We start from the raw sequence: 16571 nt of genomic DNA, 5'->3' as shown, positions 1-16571 counted from the left end.
TAAAAGGGTGTCGGCTTGTCTCTCTTGATGCATCGTGCCGATCTGTTGCCTCCACATCTCGCGCTCCATGGCGAGGGATTCTAACATAGCCTCTAACGCCGTGGGATGTAGCGCCTTTATCGCCATGATAATGACACCGGGCCTGTCGAGATGGCATGCGTCACCGCACCAGCGCGGATCGCGCATGGACTCCCGATAGCCCCCAATTTACGCACTGTCGCATGACAGTCCTTTCCGGGAGCGCCTGGATGCGTCGACATGGACACTGCCCGGCGACACTGTTGCTGATGGCTCTATTTATCGCACCGGCTCATGCCGCCCCCGCAGCGGCCGCGCCTTCCCGGGCGCCAATGCCGGCGCCGGTGTCGACACCGGAGATCGCGCAGGGCCTGGATGGCGACACTCTGCAAAAGCTGCTCAGCGCCGAACTCGCCGCCCGCCGCGGTCAGCCGGCGCTCGCCGCTCGCCTTTATCTCCAGGTCAGCGAGCGCCACCCCGACCCGGCGCTGGTCGAGCGCGCCATTCAAACGGCGCGTGCCGCAGGCGACATCGACCTGCTGACCCGCGCTGCCGAGCGCTGGCGAGCCATAAGTCCCGAGGCTATCGGCCCGCATCGGCTGCTGGCCGCCATCGCCGCCCAGCGCGGTGACTGGGAGGCTGCCATGAGCGCCCTGCTGGAGGTGCAGGCGGCCGGTGGCGATGCCCAACTGGAGCGCTTCATCGAAACCGCGCTGGAGGATGGCGCCTCGCTCGATGCCCTTGCCGCGGTGCTCGATGAGTGGCTCGACGCTCACCCCGACAGCGCCCACGCGCTGATCACAAGAGCACTGCTGCGCTCGGTGAAGAGTGATTTCGACGCCGCTCAGCGCGACCTGGAGCGAGCAGCGGCAGTCGATAATCAACTGCCGGCGCTGTGGCTGGCACGCAGCCAGCTGGCGCTGGACCGTGATGCCCCGCTTCAGGCGCTGGAGGACGCGCGCCGCGGCCACCAGCTGGCCCCCGATGACCGACGCTTCATCCTCGCCATGGCGCAGTCGCAGCTGGCGATGGGCGATATCGACGATGCCGAATCGCAGTTCAATACGCTGATTAACGCCATGCCGGAGAACCTGGAACTGCGGCAGGCGCTGACGCGCCTCTATCTGCAGCATGCCGAGTTCGAGGCCGCCCGGCGACTGCTGCAACCCGCGCTGGATGACAGTGCCGATGCCGAAACGCTGATGCTGGCAGCACGTGCCAGTGCTGGCATGGGCGACAGCGAAGGTGCCATGGCGCTCTACCAGCGCGTACCCGCCGACAGCGACGCTTTCATCGCCTCGCGCGCCGCCGGCGCTCGGCTACTGCTGAGCCAGCGCGATCTGGACGCCGCTCTCGACTGGCTTCAGGAGCAGCGCCGGCAGCACGGCGACCATAACGCCGAGCTGCTGGGCATATCGCTCTCCCTGCTGGATCGCAGCGGCCACAGCGAGCGCGCCGCCGCCCTGCTGGATGAGCAGATCGCCGCGCATCCTGACGATAACCGGCTACGCTACATGCGCGCCCTGCGAGCGCTGGCGCGCGAGGATATCGCCGCCATGGAGCGCGACATGACCACTCTGCTGGCGCGTGAGCCGAACAACGTTGAGGCGCTCAACGCCTGGGGCTATACGCTGGTGCAGTACACCGAGCGCTATCGCGAAGCACTCGAACTGCTGGAGCGTGCCCACCGGCTGGCGCCCGACTCGGCAGCGGTCACCGACAGCCTCGGCTGGGCGCTGTTCCATGTCGGCGAGCTGGAGCGTGCCGTCGAGCTGCTGCGGCAGGCCTGGCGCAATATGCCCGATGAAGAGATCGCCGCCCACCTGGCCGAAGCGCTGTGGGCCAGCGGCGATGCCGAAGCCGCACAGCAGCTGATCGCCAACGCACTGACGCGATTCGATCAACACCCGACACTGGATGAGCTGCTCGGCCGCTACCCGCTGCTGGCACCGCAGACGCCCGCCACGGCGGTCGAAATGCCGCCATCGATGTCCGGCCCTTCAACCCCTTCATCCGACACGCCCGCTACCTCGGAGAACACCCCATGAGTTTCATTCCGGCTCGTTTACGTCCCCTGCTGGCGCTGGCCGCCCTGCTATTTGTCAGCGGCTGTGCCACCCAGGTCAGCGAAGCGCCGTCATCGGACCGCCAGCTGGGCGACTGGCGCAGTCAGCAGAGTCGCCTCGAGGCGCTGCAGAGCTGGCAGGCGCTGGGCAAGGTCGGCATTCGCACCCCGGATGACAGCCAGAGCGCCAACCTCGACTGGGTGCAACAACCCGGGCAGTACCGTATCTCGGTCAGCGGCCCCTGGGGCACCGGCCGTAACACCCTCGAGGGCGACGACAGCGGCGTCACCCTGACCAATAGCGACGGTACTTTTCGCGCCGCCACGCCGGAGGCGCTGATGGCGCAGCAGATGGGCTGGTCGCTGCCGCTGTCATCACTCGATTACTGGGTGCGCGGCCTGCCCGACCCGCGCGGCCCCCATCGGGTGAGCGAGGATGATCGCGGCTTTCCGGCCACCCTCGATCAGGCCGGCTGGCATATCGAATACCGCGACTGGAGCCTGGCCGACGGGCTGTGGCTGCCGCGCCGGCTGATCATGACCTATGACGACATTCGCACCACCCTGGTCATCAACCGCTGGCAGCCGGGACCACCGCAGCCATGAGCCGCGCCGTCGCACCCGCAACGCTGACGCTACCGGCACCGGCCAAGCTCAACCGCATGCTGCATATCCTGGGGCGTCGCAATGATGGCTATCACGAGCTGCAGACGCTGTTTCAGTTTCTCGATTACGGCGACCGGCTGGGTTTTACACTGCGCGACGACGAGCGTCTCGAACTGACGCCGGCGACCGACGGCGTAGCCTTCAATGACAACCTGGTGGTGCGCGCCGCCCGCGCTCTACAGCACGCGGCCGGGCGACCGCTGCCGGGCGTAACGATCAACCTCGACAAACGCCTGCCGATGGGCGGCGGGCTGGGCGGCGGCAGCTCGAACGCCGCCACTACCCTGCTGGCGCTCGACCGGCTGTGGCAGTTGGAGCTGGGCATGGAGCGGCTGGCCGCTCTCGGCCTGCGACTGGGCGCCGACGTTCCTGTCTTCGTGCGCGGCTTCGCCGCCTGGGGCGAAGGCGTTGGCGAGCGGCTGATACCGGCGCCGCTGGATACGCCCTGGTTCGTGGTCATCCACCCCGGTGTGGAGGTGTCGACCGGCGCCGTCTTCGGTCATCCGCAATTGACCCGCGACACCCCCTCGATTAAGATGTCGCGCGCACTGCAGGGTGGAAAAAACGACTGCGAAGCCGTGGTGCGAAAGCTCGAACCGGAGATCGGTCGAGCGCTCGACTGTCTGCGTGAATTCGGGCCGGCGATGCTGACCGGTACCGGCGCCTGCGTGTTTTGCCCGTTTGACGATGCCGAGCGCGCGCTTGAAGTCGAGCAGCGACTTCTCTACGATAGCGCTCGCAGCTCGCAATCAGGCTGTTGGCGTATTTTCAGGGCACGCGGCTGCAACATCTCTCCGCTGCATCGGGCTCTGAAAACTACCGCAGCCGCATGAAGTTTCGAGCATCGCCATCGTGGATTATTGGGGTATAGCCAAGTGGTAAGGCACCGGTTTCTGGTACCGGCATTCCCAGGTTCGAATCCTGGTACCCCAGCCATATCCCCATTGATATGGCCCACGCTCCGATGTTGACCACCCCACTATTTATTATCCAGCGTCCACACAAGGTAGCTGCGCGTGTCTAAATTGATGGTCTTCGCGGGGAACGCCAACCCCGAACTTGCCCGCAAGGTAGCCGAATGCCTCGATAATCGGCTCGGCCACGCCACCGTGGGCCAGTTCAGTGACGGCGAGATCGCCGTCGAGATCAACGAGAACGTGCGTGGCAAGGACGTTTTTATTCTGCAGTCCACCTGCGCACCGACCAACGACAACCTGATGGAGCTGATCCTGATGGTTGACGCCCTGCGTCGTGCCAGCGCCACCCGCATTACCGCCGTGGTGCCCTATTTCGGCTACGCCCGTCAGGATCGTCGTGTGCGCTCGGCACGCGTCCCCATCTCGGCCAAGGTAGTCGCCGACATGATGGTCAAGGCCGGCGTCGACCGGGTCATGACCATGGACCTGCACGCCGATCAGATTCAGGGCTTTTTCGATGTGCCGGTGGACAACGTCTACGGCTCGCCGATTCTGCTCGACGATATCGAACGGCAGAATTATGACGATATCGCCATCGTCTCGCCGGACGTTGGCGGCGTGGTTCGCGCCCGCGCCATCGCCAAGCAGCTCAACGCCGATCTGGCGATCATCGACAAGCGCCGCCCCTCCGCCAACCAGGCGCAGGTAATGCATATCATCGGCGAGATCGGCGATCGCACCTGCGTGCTGGTCGACGATCTGGTGGATACCGCAGGCACGCTCTGCAAGGCCGCCGAAGCGCTCAAGGAGCGCGGCGCCCGGCGAGTGATGGCCTACGCCACCCACGCCATCCTTTCCGGACCGGCAGTGGACAACATTACCCACTCCCAGCTTGATGAGCTGGTGGTGGCCGATACCATTCCGCTTGCCGAACACGCACGCCGCAGCGGCAAGATCCGTCAACTGTCGGTGGCCGGGCTGATCGCCGAGGCGATCCGCCGAGTGAGCAACGAGGAGTCCGTCAGCGCCATGTTCCATTGAGAGCACGGGCGCTGACAGCGCATCCCCGTCCGGCACCGCTTTAAAGGCGGCGCCGAACGGGGATTTTCGATGAAAGCGATACTGGCCTGGTCGCGGGCGGTGTCGCTTTCCACATTGTGAGCAACGAGGGTTCAACCCATGAAACACGATTATCAACTGTCCGCCGTCGCTCGTACGGAGCTGGGGAAAGGTGCGAGCCGCCGCCTGCGCCGTGCGAACGTTCGCGTCGCGGCCATCATCTACGGCGGCAGTGCCGAGCCGCAGCCGATCGCCATCGACAAGCCGTCCTTTTACAAGGCGCTCGAAGACGAGTCCTTCTTCTCCTCGATCATCAACATTGATGTCGACGGCCGCAAGGAACAGGTGGTCATTCGCGATCTGCAGCGTCATCCCTACAAGGAGCTGATCACCCACGCCGACTTCATGCGCGTCGATGCCGGCCATGAGCTGACCATCACCGTGCCGCTGCACTTCAACGGCAGCGAGGAGTGCAAGGGCGTTCGCGAGCAGGAAGGCGTGCTCCACATGATGGCCAACGACGTCGAGATCAGCTGCCTGCCGGCCGATCTGCCCGAATATCTGGAAGTCGACGTCGCCAATCTCGAGCTGGGTGACACCCTGCACCTCTCCGACATTCCGCTGCCCAAAGGGGTCACTATCGTCGCCCTGAGCCACGGCGAAGAGCATGACACCGGCATCGTCTCGGTCACCTACCCCGACCGCGGCACCGAAGAAGAAGGTGATGACGGCGTCGAGGGCGATGAGTCGGAAAGCGGTGAGGCGCAGCGCCCCGAGTCGGATAACGACGGCGAAGGCGAAGAGGTATAATCACTACCGCCTTGCAGCATCGCGCCGGAGTGCGAAACGCCGCTACGGCGTGCGCTTTCGGATAACGGCGACGGGGCCGGCCGGGCGGGGCATCACTGCCCCGTCCCGCCGGCCTCTCTTTTTCACAGCCGGTCAGCCATCGACACGCGGTTATCGACACAGGGTGCCACCCATGAGTGATATCAGGGCCATCATTGGACTGGGCAATCCCGGCAGCCGCTACGCGCGCACTCGCCACAATGCAGGATACTGGTTGCTCGACGCGCTGGCCGAACGCTTTCAGGCGCCGCTGCGCAGCGAGCGCAAGCTGCTGGGGCAGCATGCCCGCGCGGTGATCGAAGGCCGCGACGTGCACCTGCTGGCGCCCGACACCTTCATGAACCACAGCGGCCAGTCGATCGGCGCACTGGCGGCGTTTTACAAGCTGGCCCCCGAGTCACTGCTGGTGGTGCACGACGAGCTCGACCTGCCGCCCGGCCAGGCGCGCTACAAGCAGGGCGGTGGCCATGGGGGTCACAACGGCCTGCGCGACACGATCAATGCCCTCTCCGGCAACCGCGACTTCTACCGCATTCGCCTCGGTATCGGCCATCCGGGCAGCGCCGCTCAGGTGGTCAACTACGTGCTGGGAGAACCCGGCAAGGGCGAACGTCAGGCGATCGATGCCTCGATCGATGCCGTTGTCGAGACCCTGCCACTGGCGCTGGCCGGCGACTGGTCGCGCGCCATGAATCGGCTGCACAGCTTCAGCACGGACAAACGTCCGCAGTAGCACGGCCTTCACTGCAATCGCACCCGGATCAGGAGCTCCCATGGGATTCAACTGCGGTATCGTCGGCCTGCCCAACGTGGGCAAATCGACGCTGTTCAATGCCCTGACCAAATCGGGCATCGATGCGGAAAACTTTCCTTTCTGCACCATTGAGCCCAACACCGGCATCGTGGCCATGCCCGACCCGCGTCTCGATCGGCTCGCCGAGATCGTCAAGCCCGAGAGGGTGGTGCCTACCACCATGGAGTTCGTCGATATCGCCGGGCTGGTGGCAGGCGCCTCGAAGGGCGAAGGGCTGGGCAACCAGTTTCTGGCCAATATTCGTGAGACCGACGCCATCGCCCACGTCGTGCGCTGCTTCGACGATGACAACGTCATCCACGTCGCCAATCGGGTGTCACCGCGCGACGACATCGAGACCATCAACATCGAGCTCGCGCTGGCCGATCTCGACAGCGTCGAACGCGCTCTGCCACGGCTGGCGCGCGTGGTCAAAAGCGGCGACAAGGAGGCGATCGCCACAAAGGAGCTGCTCGAGCGTATCCAGCCGCATCTCGCCGAAGGCCAGCCGCTGCGCAGCCTGAACCTCGACGACGACGAGAAAAAACTGGTCAGAAGCTACGGGTTTCTCACCCTCAAGCCCACCATGTACATCGCCAACGTCACCGAGGACGGCTTCGACAACAACCCCTGGCTTGACGAAGTGCGCGCCATTGCCGCCGACGAGGAGGCGGTCGTGGTACCGGTGTGCAACAAGATCGAGGCGGAGATCGCCGAGCTGGAAGAAGAAGAGCGCGCCATGTTTCTCGACGAGCTGGGCATGGCGGAGCCGGGCCTCGACCGGGTGATTCGCGGTGGCTTCGGCCTGCTTGGCCTGCAGATCTTCTTCACTGCCGGCGTCAAGGAAGTGCGTGCCTGGACCGTGCCGGTGGGCGCCACCGCCCCGCAGGGCGCCGGCGTGATCCATACCGATTTTCAGAAGGGCTTCATCCGCGCCGAGGTGGTCGGCTACGACGACTTCGTTACCCTTGGCGGCGAGCAGGGCGCGAAGGAAGCCGGCAAGTGGCGCCTGGAAGGCAAGGAGTACGTGCTGAAGGACGGCGATGTGGTGCATTTCCGCTTCAACGTTTGACGCTTTCTTGACGCCGAAAAAGTGCCCGGGTAGTATGCGCCGCGTTGAATGGCTACGTAGCTCAGCTGGTTAGAGCACATCACTCATAATGATGGGGTCCCCTGTTCGAATCAGGGCGTAGCCACCAGATCGACGAAAACGGCACCTCTTTACAGGGTGCCGTTTTTCTGTGTGCATTCAGTCGAGCAGGTCACGATTGCAAAAGGCCGTCAGCGCACGCTTCAGGTAGTCGGGATCATGAGCGCCGGCAGTTTCGCGGATCGAGTGCATGGCCCACTGAGCGATACCGATATCCAGCGTCGGCACGCCGCTGCGCGTCGCGCTGAGCGGGCCGATGGTTGAGCCGCAGGGCATGTCGGCGCGACTGACGAAAGTCTGCACCGGCACGTCGGCGTGGCGGCAGATATCGCGAAACAGCGCGCCGGTGGCAGCACTGGTGGCGTAACGCTGGCTGGCATTGACCTTGATCACCGGCCCGCCGTTGAGACGTGGTCGGTGCTGAGCGTCGTGCTTGTCCGGCCAGCCAGGGTGAACGGCGTGGGCGTTGTCGCAGGAGACCAGTCGCGAACTCTGCAATAGTCGAATACGCCCCTCGGCAGCGCCGCCCTCGCCCCTCGACTCCGCCAGCCGCGCCACAACATCATTGAGCAGCGTGCCCTGAGCGCCGCCGGCAGTGCCGCTGCCGATCTCCTCGTGGTCGTTGGCGATCAACAGCGCACCCTGCTCGCCGTCGGCGGCAATCAGCGCCTCCATGCCACACCAGCAGGAGAGCAGGTTGTCGAGCCGCGCACTGCTGATCAACTCGCCGTCCAGGCCCGATCGCGTCGGCGGCTGGACATCGCAGAGGTTCAGCTCGAAATCGACGACGTCAGCCTCTTCGAGGCCGTGCTGCTCGGCGAGCCAGCGCTGTATCAGCGACTCGATCGACGGGGCATCGCCGTCGCCGAGCGCAAACACCGGCGCCATCTGCGTCTGAGCGTTGTAGCTGCGACTTGAGTTGGCCTCGCGATCGAGATGAATGGCAAGGCTCGGAATGACCGCCAGCGGCCGGTCGATATGCAGCAGCCGGCGCTCCAGCCGGCCGCCTTCAGTGCGCACATAGACGCGCCCGGCTATGCCGAGGTCGCGATCGAACCAGGGCGCCAGCAAAGCACCGCCGTATACTTCGACGCCCAATTGATGGCCGCCATGGCCGCCCTGCACGGGCTGCGGCTTGAGACGCAGGGCCGGGCTGTCGGTGTGAGCGCCAATCATGCGCAGCGACGTCAACTGGCCAGCCGGCAATCTGAAAGCCGCCAGCGCGCCATCATCGCGCACGCAGTAGTAACGCCCACCGGCTTCAAGCGACCACGCCCTTGACTCTTCAAGCCGTGTAAAGCCCGCTGCATCGAGACGCGCCGCCATGGCATCGACGCCATGCCAGGCGGTCGGCGAAGCGCTCAAGAAATCGAACAATTCCACCTGTGAGGAGGAAGAAAACATCGAAGACCCCTCGATTGTTATCGGTGACAATGGTTTGGCCTGCTACAATAAATAGCCTGCCTGTACCAGAGCATTGAATCCTGCTACTGCCTATTTTGTCACCATTGAAGTGTACACGACCCTGGAGCGCTTACCTGATGAGCCCCTCTTCACCAGCACGCCAATTGATGGCGTTCGCCCTGTGCCTTTTGACCGCCCTGCCGGCGCTTGCCGCCGAACAGAACGCGCTCGAACCCACGGACGAGGGACGCCAGGCCTCGCGTGAAACCGTTCAGTCGCTTCAGTATGGTCATTACGAACCCGTATCGATCGACGACGCCTGGTCCAACGAGGTCTTCGAAAGACTGCTGACGATGCTCGATTCGCAGCACGCCTATCTGACGCGACAGGACGTGGCGCGTTTCTCCGATCTGCGCAGCAGCCTCGACGAGATGCTGGCCGATGGCGATCTCGATCGACCCTACGAATTCTATAACTTCTACCAACAGCGCTTCGAAAGCCGCCTCGAGTGGCTGATCAGCTATCTCGAAAGCAAACCCGGCTTCGATTTCACCGGCAACGACCGGCTACCGACCAATCTCGATGACGCCGACTGGGCCGAAACCAGCGCCGAGCTGGATGAGCTTTGGCGCAAGCGACTCAAGAATGCGGCCCTGACACTCTCCCTGACCTCCGGCGAGAGTGATCCGCAACCGCAGCTGGACAGCGGCATCCTCTCGGAAATCGCCTCCATTCCCGCCACGCCCGACGTCACCGAAAAGCCGGCGCAGGGTGACAGCCTGAGCGACGACGAGATCAGTGAGCAGCTCATCGAGCGCTACCGCAACCAGCTCAACCGGGTGCGCCAGAGCAACCCCGAGGACGTGCTGAGCCTCATTCTCAACGCCGCTACCAGCGCAGTCGACCCGCACACCGAATATCTCTCCCCCAGCCGCGGAGAGTCCTTCGATATCCAGATGAGACTGTCTCTGGAAGGGATCGGCGCCCTGCTGCAACAGGATGGTGAATACGTGCGCGTGTCGAGCCTGGTCTCAGGCGGCCCGGCGGAGCGCAGCGGCCAGCTGCGGCCCGCCGACCGCATTGTGGCGGTGGGTAACGGCGAAAGCGGCGAGATGACCAGCGTCATCGGTATGCGCCTCGATGAGGTCGTCGAACGTATTCGCGGCCCCAAGGGCTCGAAGGTGCGCCTCGAGATCATTCCGGCCAATGCCGTGGATGTCACCCAGACCCGTACCATCGAGATCACCCGTGACACCGTCAGCCTCGAGGATCAGGCCGCCAGCAGCGAAGTGATCGAGCTACAGCGCGATGGCGAAACACAGCGCATCGGCGTAATTCGAGTGCCCGCCTTCTATGTCGACTTCGACGCCTGGCAGGCCGGCGAGGAGGACTATCGCAGCTCGACTCGCGACGTGCACCAGTTGATCGATAAACTCAAACAGCAGGACGTTGAGGGTATCGTGCTGGATATGCGCGGTAACGGCGGTGGCGCGCTGCAGGAAGCCAACTCGATGGTGGGGCTTTTCATCGACCGCGGCCCCACTGTACAGGTGCGTGACGCTCGCGGCCGCATCAATCTTTACGGTGACACCGACCGTGGCGTGGCCTGGGATGGCCCGATGGCCGTGCTGGTCGACCGGCTGTCGGCATCGGCTTCCGAGATTTTTGCCGGCGCTATTCAGGACTACGGCCGTGGCCTGATACTGGGCAATCAGACTTTCGGCAAGGGTACCGTGCAGACGCTCAGCGATCTCAGCCACGGTGAAATCAAGCTGACCCGCGCCAAGTTCTACCGTATCTCCGGCGAGAGTACCCAGTTACGCGGCGTCGAGCCCGATATCAGCTATCCGAGCCTGATCGACGACGAACAGATCGGCGAAAGCGCCCTGGTCAACGCCCTGCCCTGGGACACGGTACGCTCGGTCAACTACCGACAGTACGGTCATCCGCAGCGTTTCCTGGATCAGCTCAGAACGCAGCATAATCAGCGCGCCGAGCAAAATCCCAACTTCATCTACCTGACCCGCGAAGCGGAACTGGCCCAGCAGCTGCAGGCACAAAGTAATAGCGTCAGTCTCAACCTCGAACAGCGCAAGCGTGAAATGCAGGCGCGTGAGGCCGAGCAACTGGCACTGGAGAATCAGCGTCGCAGCGCCCTCGGCCTGCCGGAGATCAAAAGCTGGACTCAGGCTCGCGAAGAGGAAATGGAAGCGGGTCCGGGTGCCGACGAGGACTCTCCCATTCAGCAGGCTGCGCTCAATGAAAGCGCCGCCATTCTGCTGGATTACGCCCGTCTACAGTCACCTTCACAGCCGGATGCCGGCGACGGCAACTGATTCACTCCGTTGACACGTTATAGCCGTCAAACACGTCCGCGCCTATCGGCGCGGGCGAGCGTGGGATAGTGCCCATGGCGCTTCAGGAGAGTGTGTCGATCCACTGCACGATCTGCAGCGTGTCCTGACGGCTCATGCCGTAATCCTGCATCAGCTTCGTCAGCTGCTCGGCAAAATCAGGCGCCCTGTTTTTTTGATCCAACCCCCTGAGCATTTCACCCAGTTGACTGTCGAGCGACCACTTGTCCTTGATGGAAAGATTATCCTGACGGGGCATTCTGTTTTCCTGAAACGGGAATATCGGAATCGTTGCCATGGACGGTACGTATCATCACATGAGCAGTCGACAACCTTGAGCGCCTGCATTGATAGAGACACTTGACCGATTTGATAAAAAAACATTTTAGATCGGCAAATGACGCCTGCTCAGGCACTGATTTACGCAATCGAATGTAATACACAATCTATTGTGGCAGGCAGATCACGGTACGCACAAAACTGTATAGCACTGCTTTATATTGGGGTCAAAGCGCAGGATATCAATGCTGACAGAACATTACGCCGACGACCAGAAGTGGACAAAAGCGGACCTGCCGGAATGCAGAGAGACTCTGATACAGCAGTGGTGTCATGACACAGTAGTGACGGCCCAGAGAAGGCTGGAGCAGAACAAACAGGTGCAACCCGAGATAAATATGGCTCCCCGAACAGGACTCGAACCTGTGACCCAATGATTAACAGTCATTTGCTCTACCAACTGAGCTATCGGGGAATAACCGGATTGTGAGGTTCAGGCGAAAGAAATGGCTCCCCGAGCAGGACTCGAACCTGCGACCCAATGATTAACAGTCATTTGCTCTACCAACTGAGCTATCGGGGAACATGCCTGAACACGCGGCGTAGTATACGGACTTCAGCTTATGGGTCAAGGCCCCGTCGGAACATCCGTGCCGCGCTGACTGGTGGCTACGCCCTGATTCGAACAGGGGACCCCATCATTATGAGTGATGTGCTCTAACCAGCTGAGCTACGTAGCCGTCAGCGAGGGCGCAGTATACACAAGCCGGCGCTGCGACACCATATCCGCTTGTAGGCACCGGGGCGCAGAGACAACAATTAAGCCGTTTCACTGCCACCACGCAATCCACCGCGGCCGGACACGCTGCCACCGGTCTTTTTTGTTGAAGAGTCGTTCAAAAAAGGCCAGGCTTACTGGAGTGCCCGGCGCCGACCACGACAGGAGAATGCACTGTGCCCAAGATCGGCATGGAACCCATCCGGCGCAAACAGCTTATCGAAGCCACCATGGCATCGATCAACGAAGTGGGTCTGGCGGACAGCACCATCATCCAGATCTCGCGTCGGGCAGGCGTCTCGGCAGGCATTATCAGTCACTACTTCGGCGGCAAGGACGGACTACTGGAGGCCACCATGCGCCACATCCTCGAGGATCTTGGCATGTCGGTAGCGAATCGGCGCAGTGCCCTCAAAAAGCACGACGCCCGCTCGCATCTGTATGCCATCGTCGAGGGTAACTTCGATCGCAGCCAGGTCAGCGCCGAAGTCATGAAAACCTGGCTGGCCTTCTGGACCTCCAGCATGCATCGCGACGATCTGCACCGCCTGCAGCGGGTCAATGATCGACGTCTGTACTCCAACCTGTGCTTTCAGTTTCGCAAGCAACTACCGGTGGAGCGGGCACGCGACGCCGCCCGTGGACTGGCGGCATTGATCGACGGCCTGTGGCTGAGAGGCGCGTTGATGCCGCAAAGCTTTGATATTACACGCGCTGTGGCTCTCGCCCGGCGCTACGTGGACGAACAGCTCGACGGTCATGCCGGTCCGTCGACGTCAACCGGCTAGAACCGAGCCAATTCAAAGGAGCACCCATGGCCATTTTCGACACCCAGCAGCTCTTCATTGACGGCAAGCGCGTCGATGCCACCTCGGGCGAGACCTTTCAGTCCATCAATCCCTTCGATGGCAGCGTTCTGGCCGAGGTACAGCAGGCCTCCCGCGAGGACGTCGATCGCGCCGTCGCCTCTGCCCGTCGCGGCCAGAAGGTGTGGGCGGCGATGACCGGCGTCGAGCGCGGACGCATTCTCAACCGCGCCGTGGCACTGCTGCGCGAGCGTAACGATGAGATCGCCCGCATCGAGTCGATGGATACCGGCAAGCCGCTGAGCGAAACCACTGCCGTGGATGTCGTCACCGGCGCCGACCAGCTGGAGTACTACGCCGGCCTGGCCGCCGCCGTGGAGGGCGAGCAGATTCCGATTCGCGCCGACTCATTCGCCTATACCCGTCGCGAGCCGCTGGGCGTATGCGCCGGTATCGGCGCCTGGAACTACCCCATCCAGATCGCCTGCTGGAAGTCGGCGCCGGCGCTGGCCACCGGTAACGCCGTGGTTCTCAAACCCAGCGAAGTCACGCCGCTGACCACCCTGCTGCTGGCCGAGATTCTCACCGAAGCGGGCCTGCCGGACGGCGTTTTCAACGTCGTTCAGGGCGATGGCAGCGTCGGCGTGATGCTCACCGAACACCCCGATATCGACAAGCTCTCCTTCACCGGCGAGGTCGGTACCGGCAAAAAGGTCATGGCGTCTTCCGCCTCCTCGTCACTCAAGGAGGTGACCATGGAACTGGGCGGCAAGTCGCCGCTGATCGTCTTCGCCGACGCCGATCTCGACCGCGCCGCGGACGGCGCCATGATGGCCAACTTCTACTCCAGCGGCCAGGTCTGCACCAACGGCACCCGGGTATTCGTCGAGCGCAGCGTCAAGGCGGCTTTCGAGGCCAGACTGCTGGAACGCGTCGAGCGCATAAAAGCCGGCGACCCACTCGATCCGACGACCAACTTCGGCCCGCTGGTCAGCTTCGAACATATGGACAAGGTCACCGAGTACCTCGAAGCCGGCAAGCGGGATGGCGCCCGCCTGCTGGTGGGTGGTTCACGCATGAGTGAGGGCGCTCTGGCCGGCGGCGCCTTCGTTGCCCCCACTATCTTCACCGACTGCCGCGACGACATGCGCATCGTCCGTGAAGAGATCTTCGGCCCGGTGATGTCGTTGCTCGACTTTGACAGCGAAGAGGAGGTGATTCGCCGCGCCAACGACACCGATTACGGTCTTGCAGCAGGTGTTTTCACCGAAGGACTCAATCGCGCCCACCGGGTGATCCATCAGCTGGAAGCGGGCATCTGCTGGGTCAACACCTGGGGCGACAGCCCGGCACAAATGCCGGTGGGTGGCTACAAGCAGTCCGGCGTGGGGCGTGAAAACGGCCTGCTGACGCTGGCCCACTATACCCGCGTCAAGTCGGTGCAGATCGAGATGGGGCCCTTCGAGTCCGCCTTCTGATCGATGCGGGGCACCCGGGCGACGCGCCGGCTCGGCATGCGGCGCGCCGCCACAACGCCCCCCCTGCTCTGCTCATTTTTCCTCTTTCCCGTTGATCGCCAGGAGCCACGGATGTCACAGACAAGCGAATACGACTACATCATCATCGGCGCCGGCTCGGCCGGCAATGTGCTGGCCGCACGTCTGACCGAGGACGACGATGTGAGGGTACTGCTGCTGGAAGCCGGCGGTCCCGACTACCGTCTTGACTTCCGTACCCAGATGCCGGCAGCGCTGGCTTATCCGCTGCAGGGCAAGCGCTATAACTGGGCTTTCGAAACCGAGCCCGAACCGCATATGAACAACCGCCGCATGGAGTGCGGGCGCGGCAAGGGGCTGGGCGGCTCGTCACTGATCAACGGTATGGCCTACATCCGTGGCAATGCGCTGGATCTCGAGGGCTGGGCCGAGCATCCGGGTCTCGAGGACTGGGGCTATGCCAACTGCCTTCCCTACTACAAAAAGGCCGAAACACGCGATATCGGCGGTAACGACTACCACGGCGACCATGGCCCGGTGCAGGTTGCCACCCCGAAGCCGGGCAACAATCCGCTCTATCGCGCCTTTATAGCGGCGGGCCAGCAGGCCGGCTTCGATGAGACCGACGATCTCAACGGCTACAAACAGGAAGGTTTCGGCCCCATGGACCGTACTACCACGCCCAGGGGTCGACGCGCCTCGACGGCGCGCGGCTATCTCGACAGCGTCCGCCACCGCGACAACCTGACCATCGAAACTCATGCGATGACCGATCGCATTCTGTTCGAGGGCAAGCGCGCGGTGGGCGTGGCCTACGCCCGCAAGGGCGAGGCGAAAGAAGTGCGCGCGCGCCGCGAAGTGCTGCTGTGCGCCGGCGCCATCGCCTCCCCGGCGATTTTGCAGCGCTCCGGCGTCGGCGATCCCGAATGGCTCGCCGAGGTGGGTGTCGAGACGGTCCATGCGCTGCCCGGCGTGGGCAAAAACCTGCAGGACCACCTCGAGATGTACATCCAGTACGAGTGCAAGCAGCCGATCACCCTCTATTCGGCACTCAAGTGGTACAACCAGCCGAAGATCGGCGCCGAGTGGATGTTTCTCGGCAAGGGCATTGGCGCCAGCAACCAGTTCGAAGCGGGCGGTTTCATTCGCACCGGAGAAGGCGAGAGCTGGCCCAACCTGCAGTACCACTTCCTGCCCTGCGCGATCAGCTACAACGGCAAGAGCGCAGTCGAGGCCCACGGCTTTCAGGCCCACGTCGGCTCGATGCGCTCGAAAAGCCGCGGCCATGTGAAGATCAAATCCTCCGACCCCGAGCAGGCGCCCGCCATCCTGTTCAACTACATGAGCGAGGCGCGCGACTGGGAGGAGTTTCGCGACGCCATCCGCATCACCCGGCGAATCATCGAGCAGCCGGCCATGGACCCCTTCCGCGGCCGCGAGATTGCCCCCGGTGCCGACTGCCAGAGCGACGAACAGCTCGACGCCTTCGTGCGCGACGAGGCGGAAACCGCCTACCATCCCTGTGGTACCTGCCGCATGGGCGAAGGCGATGACGCCGTGGTCGACGGTCAGGGGCGCGTGCACGGCATGCAAGGACTGCGGGTGATCGACGCCTCACTGATGCCGGTCATCATTACCGGCAACCTCAACGCCACGACCATCATGATGGCCGAGAAGCTGGCCGACCGGGTGCGCGACCGCGAACCGTTGCGCCCGCTCACCGAAGTGGCCTTCCATACCGCCCACGGGGAAAACCAGAACGCCCGCGAAGCCGACACCGCCGCCACCCGCGAATAACTCGCCGGGTAGCACCACACAGGGCGCCGAGATTGCGGCGTCCTGCCCTTCCTGCCCCAACCCCGCCCGGGCACGCCTCTCAGAACCATCGACACCCTTCAGGATGGCACAGGCTGACGGTGGCGCTTATCATGCCTGCT

Annotated in this window: 13 protein-coding genes and 5 tRNA genes; 13 read left to right on the top strand and 5 right to left on the bottom strand. The window is 63.3% G+C overall.

The window, feature by feature from the left end; all coding sequences use genetic code 11:
- The first annotated feature begins 248 nt into the window (after positions 1-248).
- The 9 genes from H146_RS19095 (at position 249) to H146_RS0110575 (ending at position 7566) form a co-directional block, all read left to right on the top strand.
- Positions 249-2066, top strand: coding sequence for a tetratricopeptide repeat protein (locus tag H146_RS19095; protein WP_169433474.1), 1818 nt, complete (start codon positions 249-251; stop codon positions 2064-2066).
- Positions 2063-2689, top strand: coding sequence for a lipoprotein insertase outer membrane protein LolB (gene lolB / locus H146_RS0110610; RefSeq protein ID WP_019951850.1), 627 nt, complete (start codon positions 2063-2065; stop codon positions 2687-2689). Before H146_RS19095 ends, lolB begins: the two co-directional genes overlap by 4 nt.
- On the top strand, positions 2686-3582 hold the full coding sequence (ispE, locus tag H146_RS0110605) for a 4-(cytidine 5'-diphospho)-2-C-methyl-D-erythritol kinase (RefSeq protein ID WP_019951849.1): 897 nt from the start codon (positions 2686-2688) through the stop codon (positions 3580-3582). Before lolB ends, ispE begins: the two co-directional genes overlap by 4 nt.
- Before the next feature lie 28 nt (positions 3583-3610).
- Positions 3611-3685: transfer RNA gene (locus H146_RS0110600), tRNA-Gln, on the top strand.
- Positions 3686-3765: 80 nt separating this feature from the next.
- Positions 3766-4707, top strand: a complete 942-nt coding sequence (locus H146_RS0110595) for a ribose-phosphate pyrophosphokinase (RefSeq protein ID WP_026351914.1) — start codon at positions 3766-3768, stop codon at positions 4705-4707.
- Positions 4708-4845: 138 nt separating this feature from the next.
- Entirely contained in the window at positions 4846-5535 is a 690-nt protein-coding gene (locus H146_RS0110590; protein ID WP_019951847.1) for a 50S ribosomal protein L25/general stress protein Ctc, read from the top strand.
- Between the two features lie 172 nt (positions 5536-5707).
- Positions 5708-6307, top strand: a complete 600-nt coding sequence (pth, locus tag H146_RS0110585; RefSeq protein WP_019951846.1) for an aminoacyl-tRNA hydrolase — start codon at positions 5708-5710, stop codon at positions 6305-6307.
- A 40-nt stretch (positions 6308-6347) separates the two neighbouring features.
- On the top strand, positions 6348-7439 hold the full coding sequence (ychF, locus tag H146_RS0110580) for a redox-regulated ATPase YchF (protein WP_019951845.1): 1092 nt from the start codon (positions 6348-6350) through the stop codon (positions 7437-7439).
- A 50-nt stretch (positions 7440-7489) separates the two neighbouring features.
- Positions 7490-7566, top strand: a tRNA-Met gene (locus H146_RS0110575).
- 50 nt (positions 7567-7616) lie between these two features.
- Here the strand turns inward: H146_RS0110575 and H146_RS0110570 are convergent.
- Positions 7617-8921: a M18 family aminopeptidase gene (locus H146_RS0110570; protein WP_019951844.1), complete on the bottom strand. Its 1305-nt coding sequence runs from the start codon at positions 8919-8921 to the stop codon at positions 7617-7619.
- Positions 8922-9058: 137 nt separating this feature from the next.
- On the opposite strand from H146_RS0110570, the gene H146_RS0110565 reads away from it, so the two are divergent.
- A complete protein-coding gene (locus H146_RS0110565; protein ID WP_033195646.1) occupies positions 9059-11257 on the top strand; it encodes a carboxy terminal-processing peptidase in 2199 nt (732 codons plus the stop codon).
- A gap of 82 nt (positions 11258-11339) precedes the next feature.
- Here the strand turns inward: H146_RS0110565 and H146_RS0110560 are convergent, their stop codons facing one another.
- The 4 genes from H146_RS0110560 to H146_RS0110545 all read right to left on the bottom strand — a co-directional run bounded on the left by H146_RS0110560 (position 11340) and on the right by H146_RS0110545 (position 12294).
- Positions 11340-11534, bottom strand: a complete 195-nt coding sequence (locus H146_RS0110560) for a hypothetical protein (RefSeq protein WP_019951842.1) — start codon at positions 11532-11534, stop codon at positions 11340-11342.
- Between the two features lie 419 nt (positions 11535-11953).
- Positions 11954-12029: transfer RNA gene (locus H146_RS0110555), tRNA-Asn, on the bottom strand.
- Positions 12030-12061: 32 nt separating this feature from the next.
- Positions 12062-12137, bottom strand: a tRNA-Asn gene (locus tag H146_RS0110550).
- 80 nt (positions 12138-12217) lie between these two features.
- Positions 12218-12294, bottom strand: a tRNA-Met gene (locus H146_RS0110545).
- 214 nt (positions 12295-12508) lie between these two features.
- Between H146_RS0110545 and betI the strand changes: the two genes are divergently transcribed.
- The 3 genes from betI to betA all read left to right on the top strand — a co-directional run bounded on the left by betI (position 12509) and on the right by betA (position 16431).
- Entirely contained in the window at positions 12509-13120 is a 612-nt protein-coding gene (gene betI / locus H146_RS0110540; RefSeq protein WP_019951841.1) for a transcriptional regulator BetI, read from the top strand.
- Positions 13121-13146: 26 nt separating this feature from the next.
- On the top strand, positions 13147-14616 hold the full coding sequence (gene betB, locus H146_RS0110535; RefSeq protein WP_019951840.1) for a betaine-aldehyde dehydrogenase: 1470 nt from the start codon (positions 13147-13149) through the stop codon (positions 14614-14616).
- Between the two features lie 111 nt (positions 14617-14727).
- Positions 14728-16431, top strand: a complete 1704-nt coding sequence (gene betA, locus H146_RS0110530) for a choline dehydrogenase (protein WP_019951839.1) — start codon at positions 14728-14730, stop codon at positions 16429-16431.
- Positions 16432-16571 lie beyond the last annotated feature (140 nt).

Source organism: Kushneria aurantia DSM 21353, assembly GCF_000382245.1.
Classification (GTDB): domain Bacteria; phylum Pseudomonadota; class Gammaproteobacteria; order Pseudomonadales; family Halomonadaceae; genus Kushneria; species Kushneria aurantia.
Note: the sequence above shows the minus strand (reverse complement) of the source record. Positions and strands in the feature narration are given on the sequence as shown.

Coding starts and splice junctions, on each gene's coding strand:
- H146_RS19095 (WP_169433474.1), top strand. CDS start 249: ATGCGTCGACATGGACACTGCCCGGCGACACTGTTGCTGATGGCTCTA.
- lolB (WP_019951850.1), top strand. CDS start 2,063: ATGAGTTTCATTCCGGCTCGTTTACGTCCCCTGCTGGCGCTGGCCGCC.
- ispE (WP_019951849.1), top strand. CDS start 2,686: ATGAGCCGCGCCGTCGCACCCGCAACGCTGACGCTACCGGCACCGGCC.
- H146_RS0110590 (WP_019951847.1), top strand. CDS start 4,846: ATGAAACACGATTATCAACTGTCCGCCGTCGCTCGTACGGAGCTGGGG.
- pth (WP_019951846.1), top strand. CDS start 5,708: ATGAGTGATATCAGGGCCATCATTGGACTGGGCAATCCCGGCAGCCGC.
- ychF (WP_019951845.1), top strand. CDS start 6,348: ATGGGATTCAACTGCGGTATCGTCGGCCTGCCCAACGTGGGCAAATCG.
- H146_RS0110570 (WP_019951844.1), bottom strand. CDS start 8,921: ATGTTTTCTTCCTCCTCACAGGTGGAATTGTTCGATTTCTTGAGCGCT.
- H146_RS0110565 (WP_033195646.1), top strand. CDS start 9,059: ATGAGCCCCTCTTCACCAGCACGCCAATTGATGGCGTTCGCCCTGTGC.
- H146_RS0110560 (WP_019951842.1), bottom strand. CDS start 11,534: ATGCCCCGTCAGGATAATCTTTCCATCAAGGACAAGTGGTCGCTCGAC.
- betB (WP_019951840.1), top strand. CDS start 13,147: ATGGCCATTTTCGACACCCAGCAGCTCTTCATTGACGGCAAGCGCGTC.
- betA (WP_019951839.1), top strand. CDS start 14,728: ATGTCACAGACAAGCGAATACGACTACATCATCATCGGCGCCGGCTCG.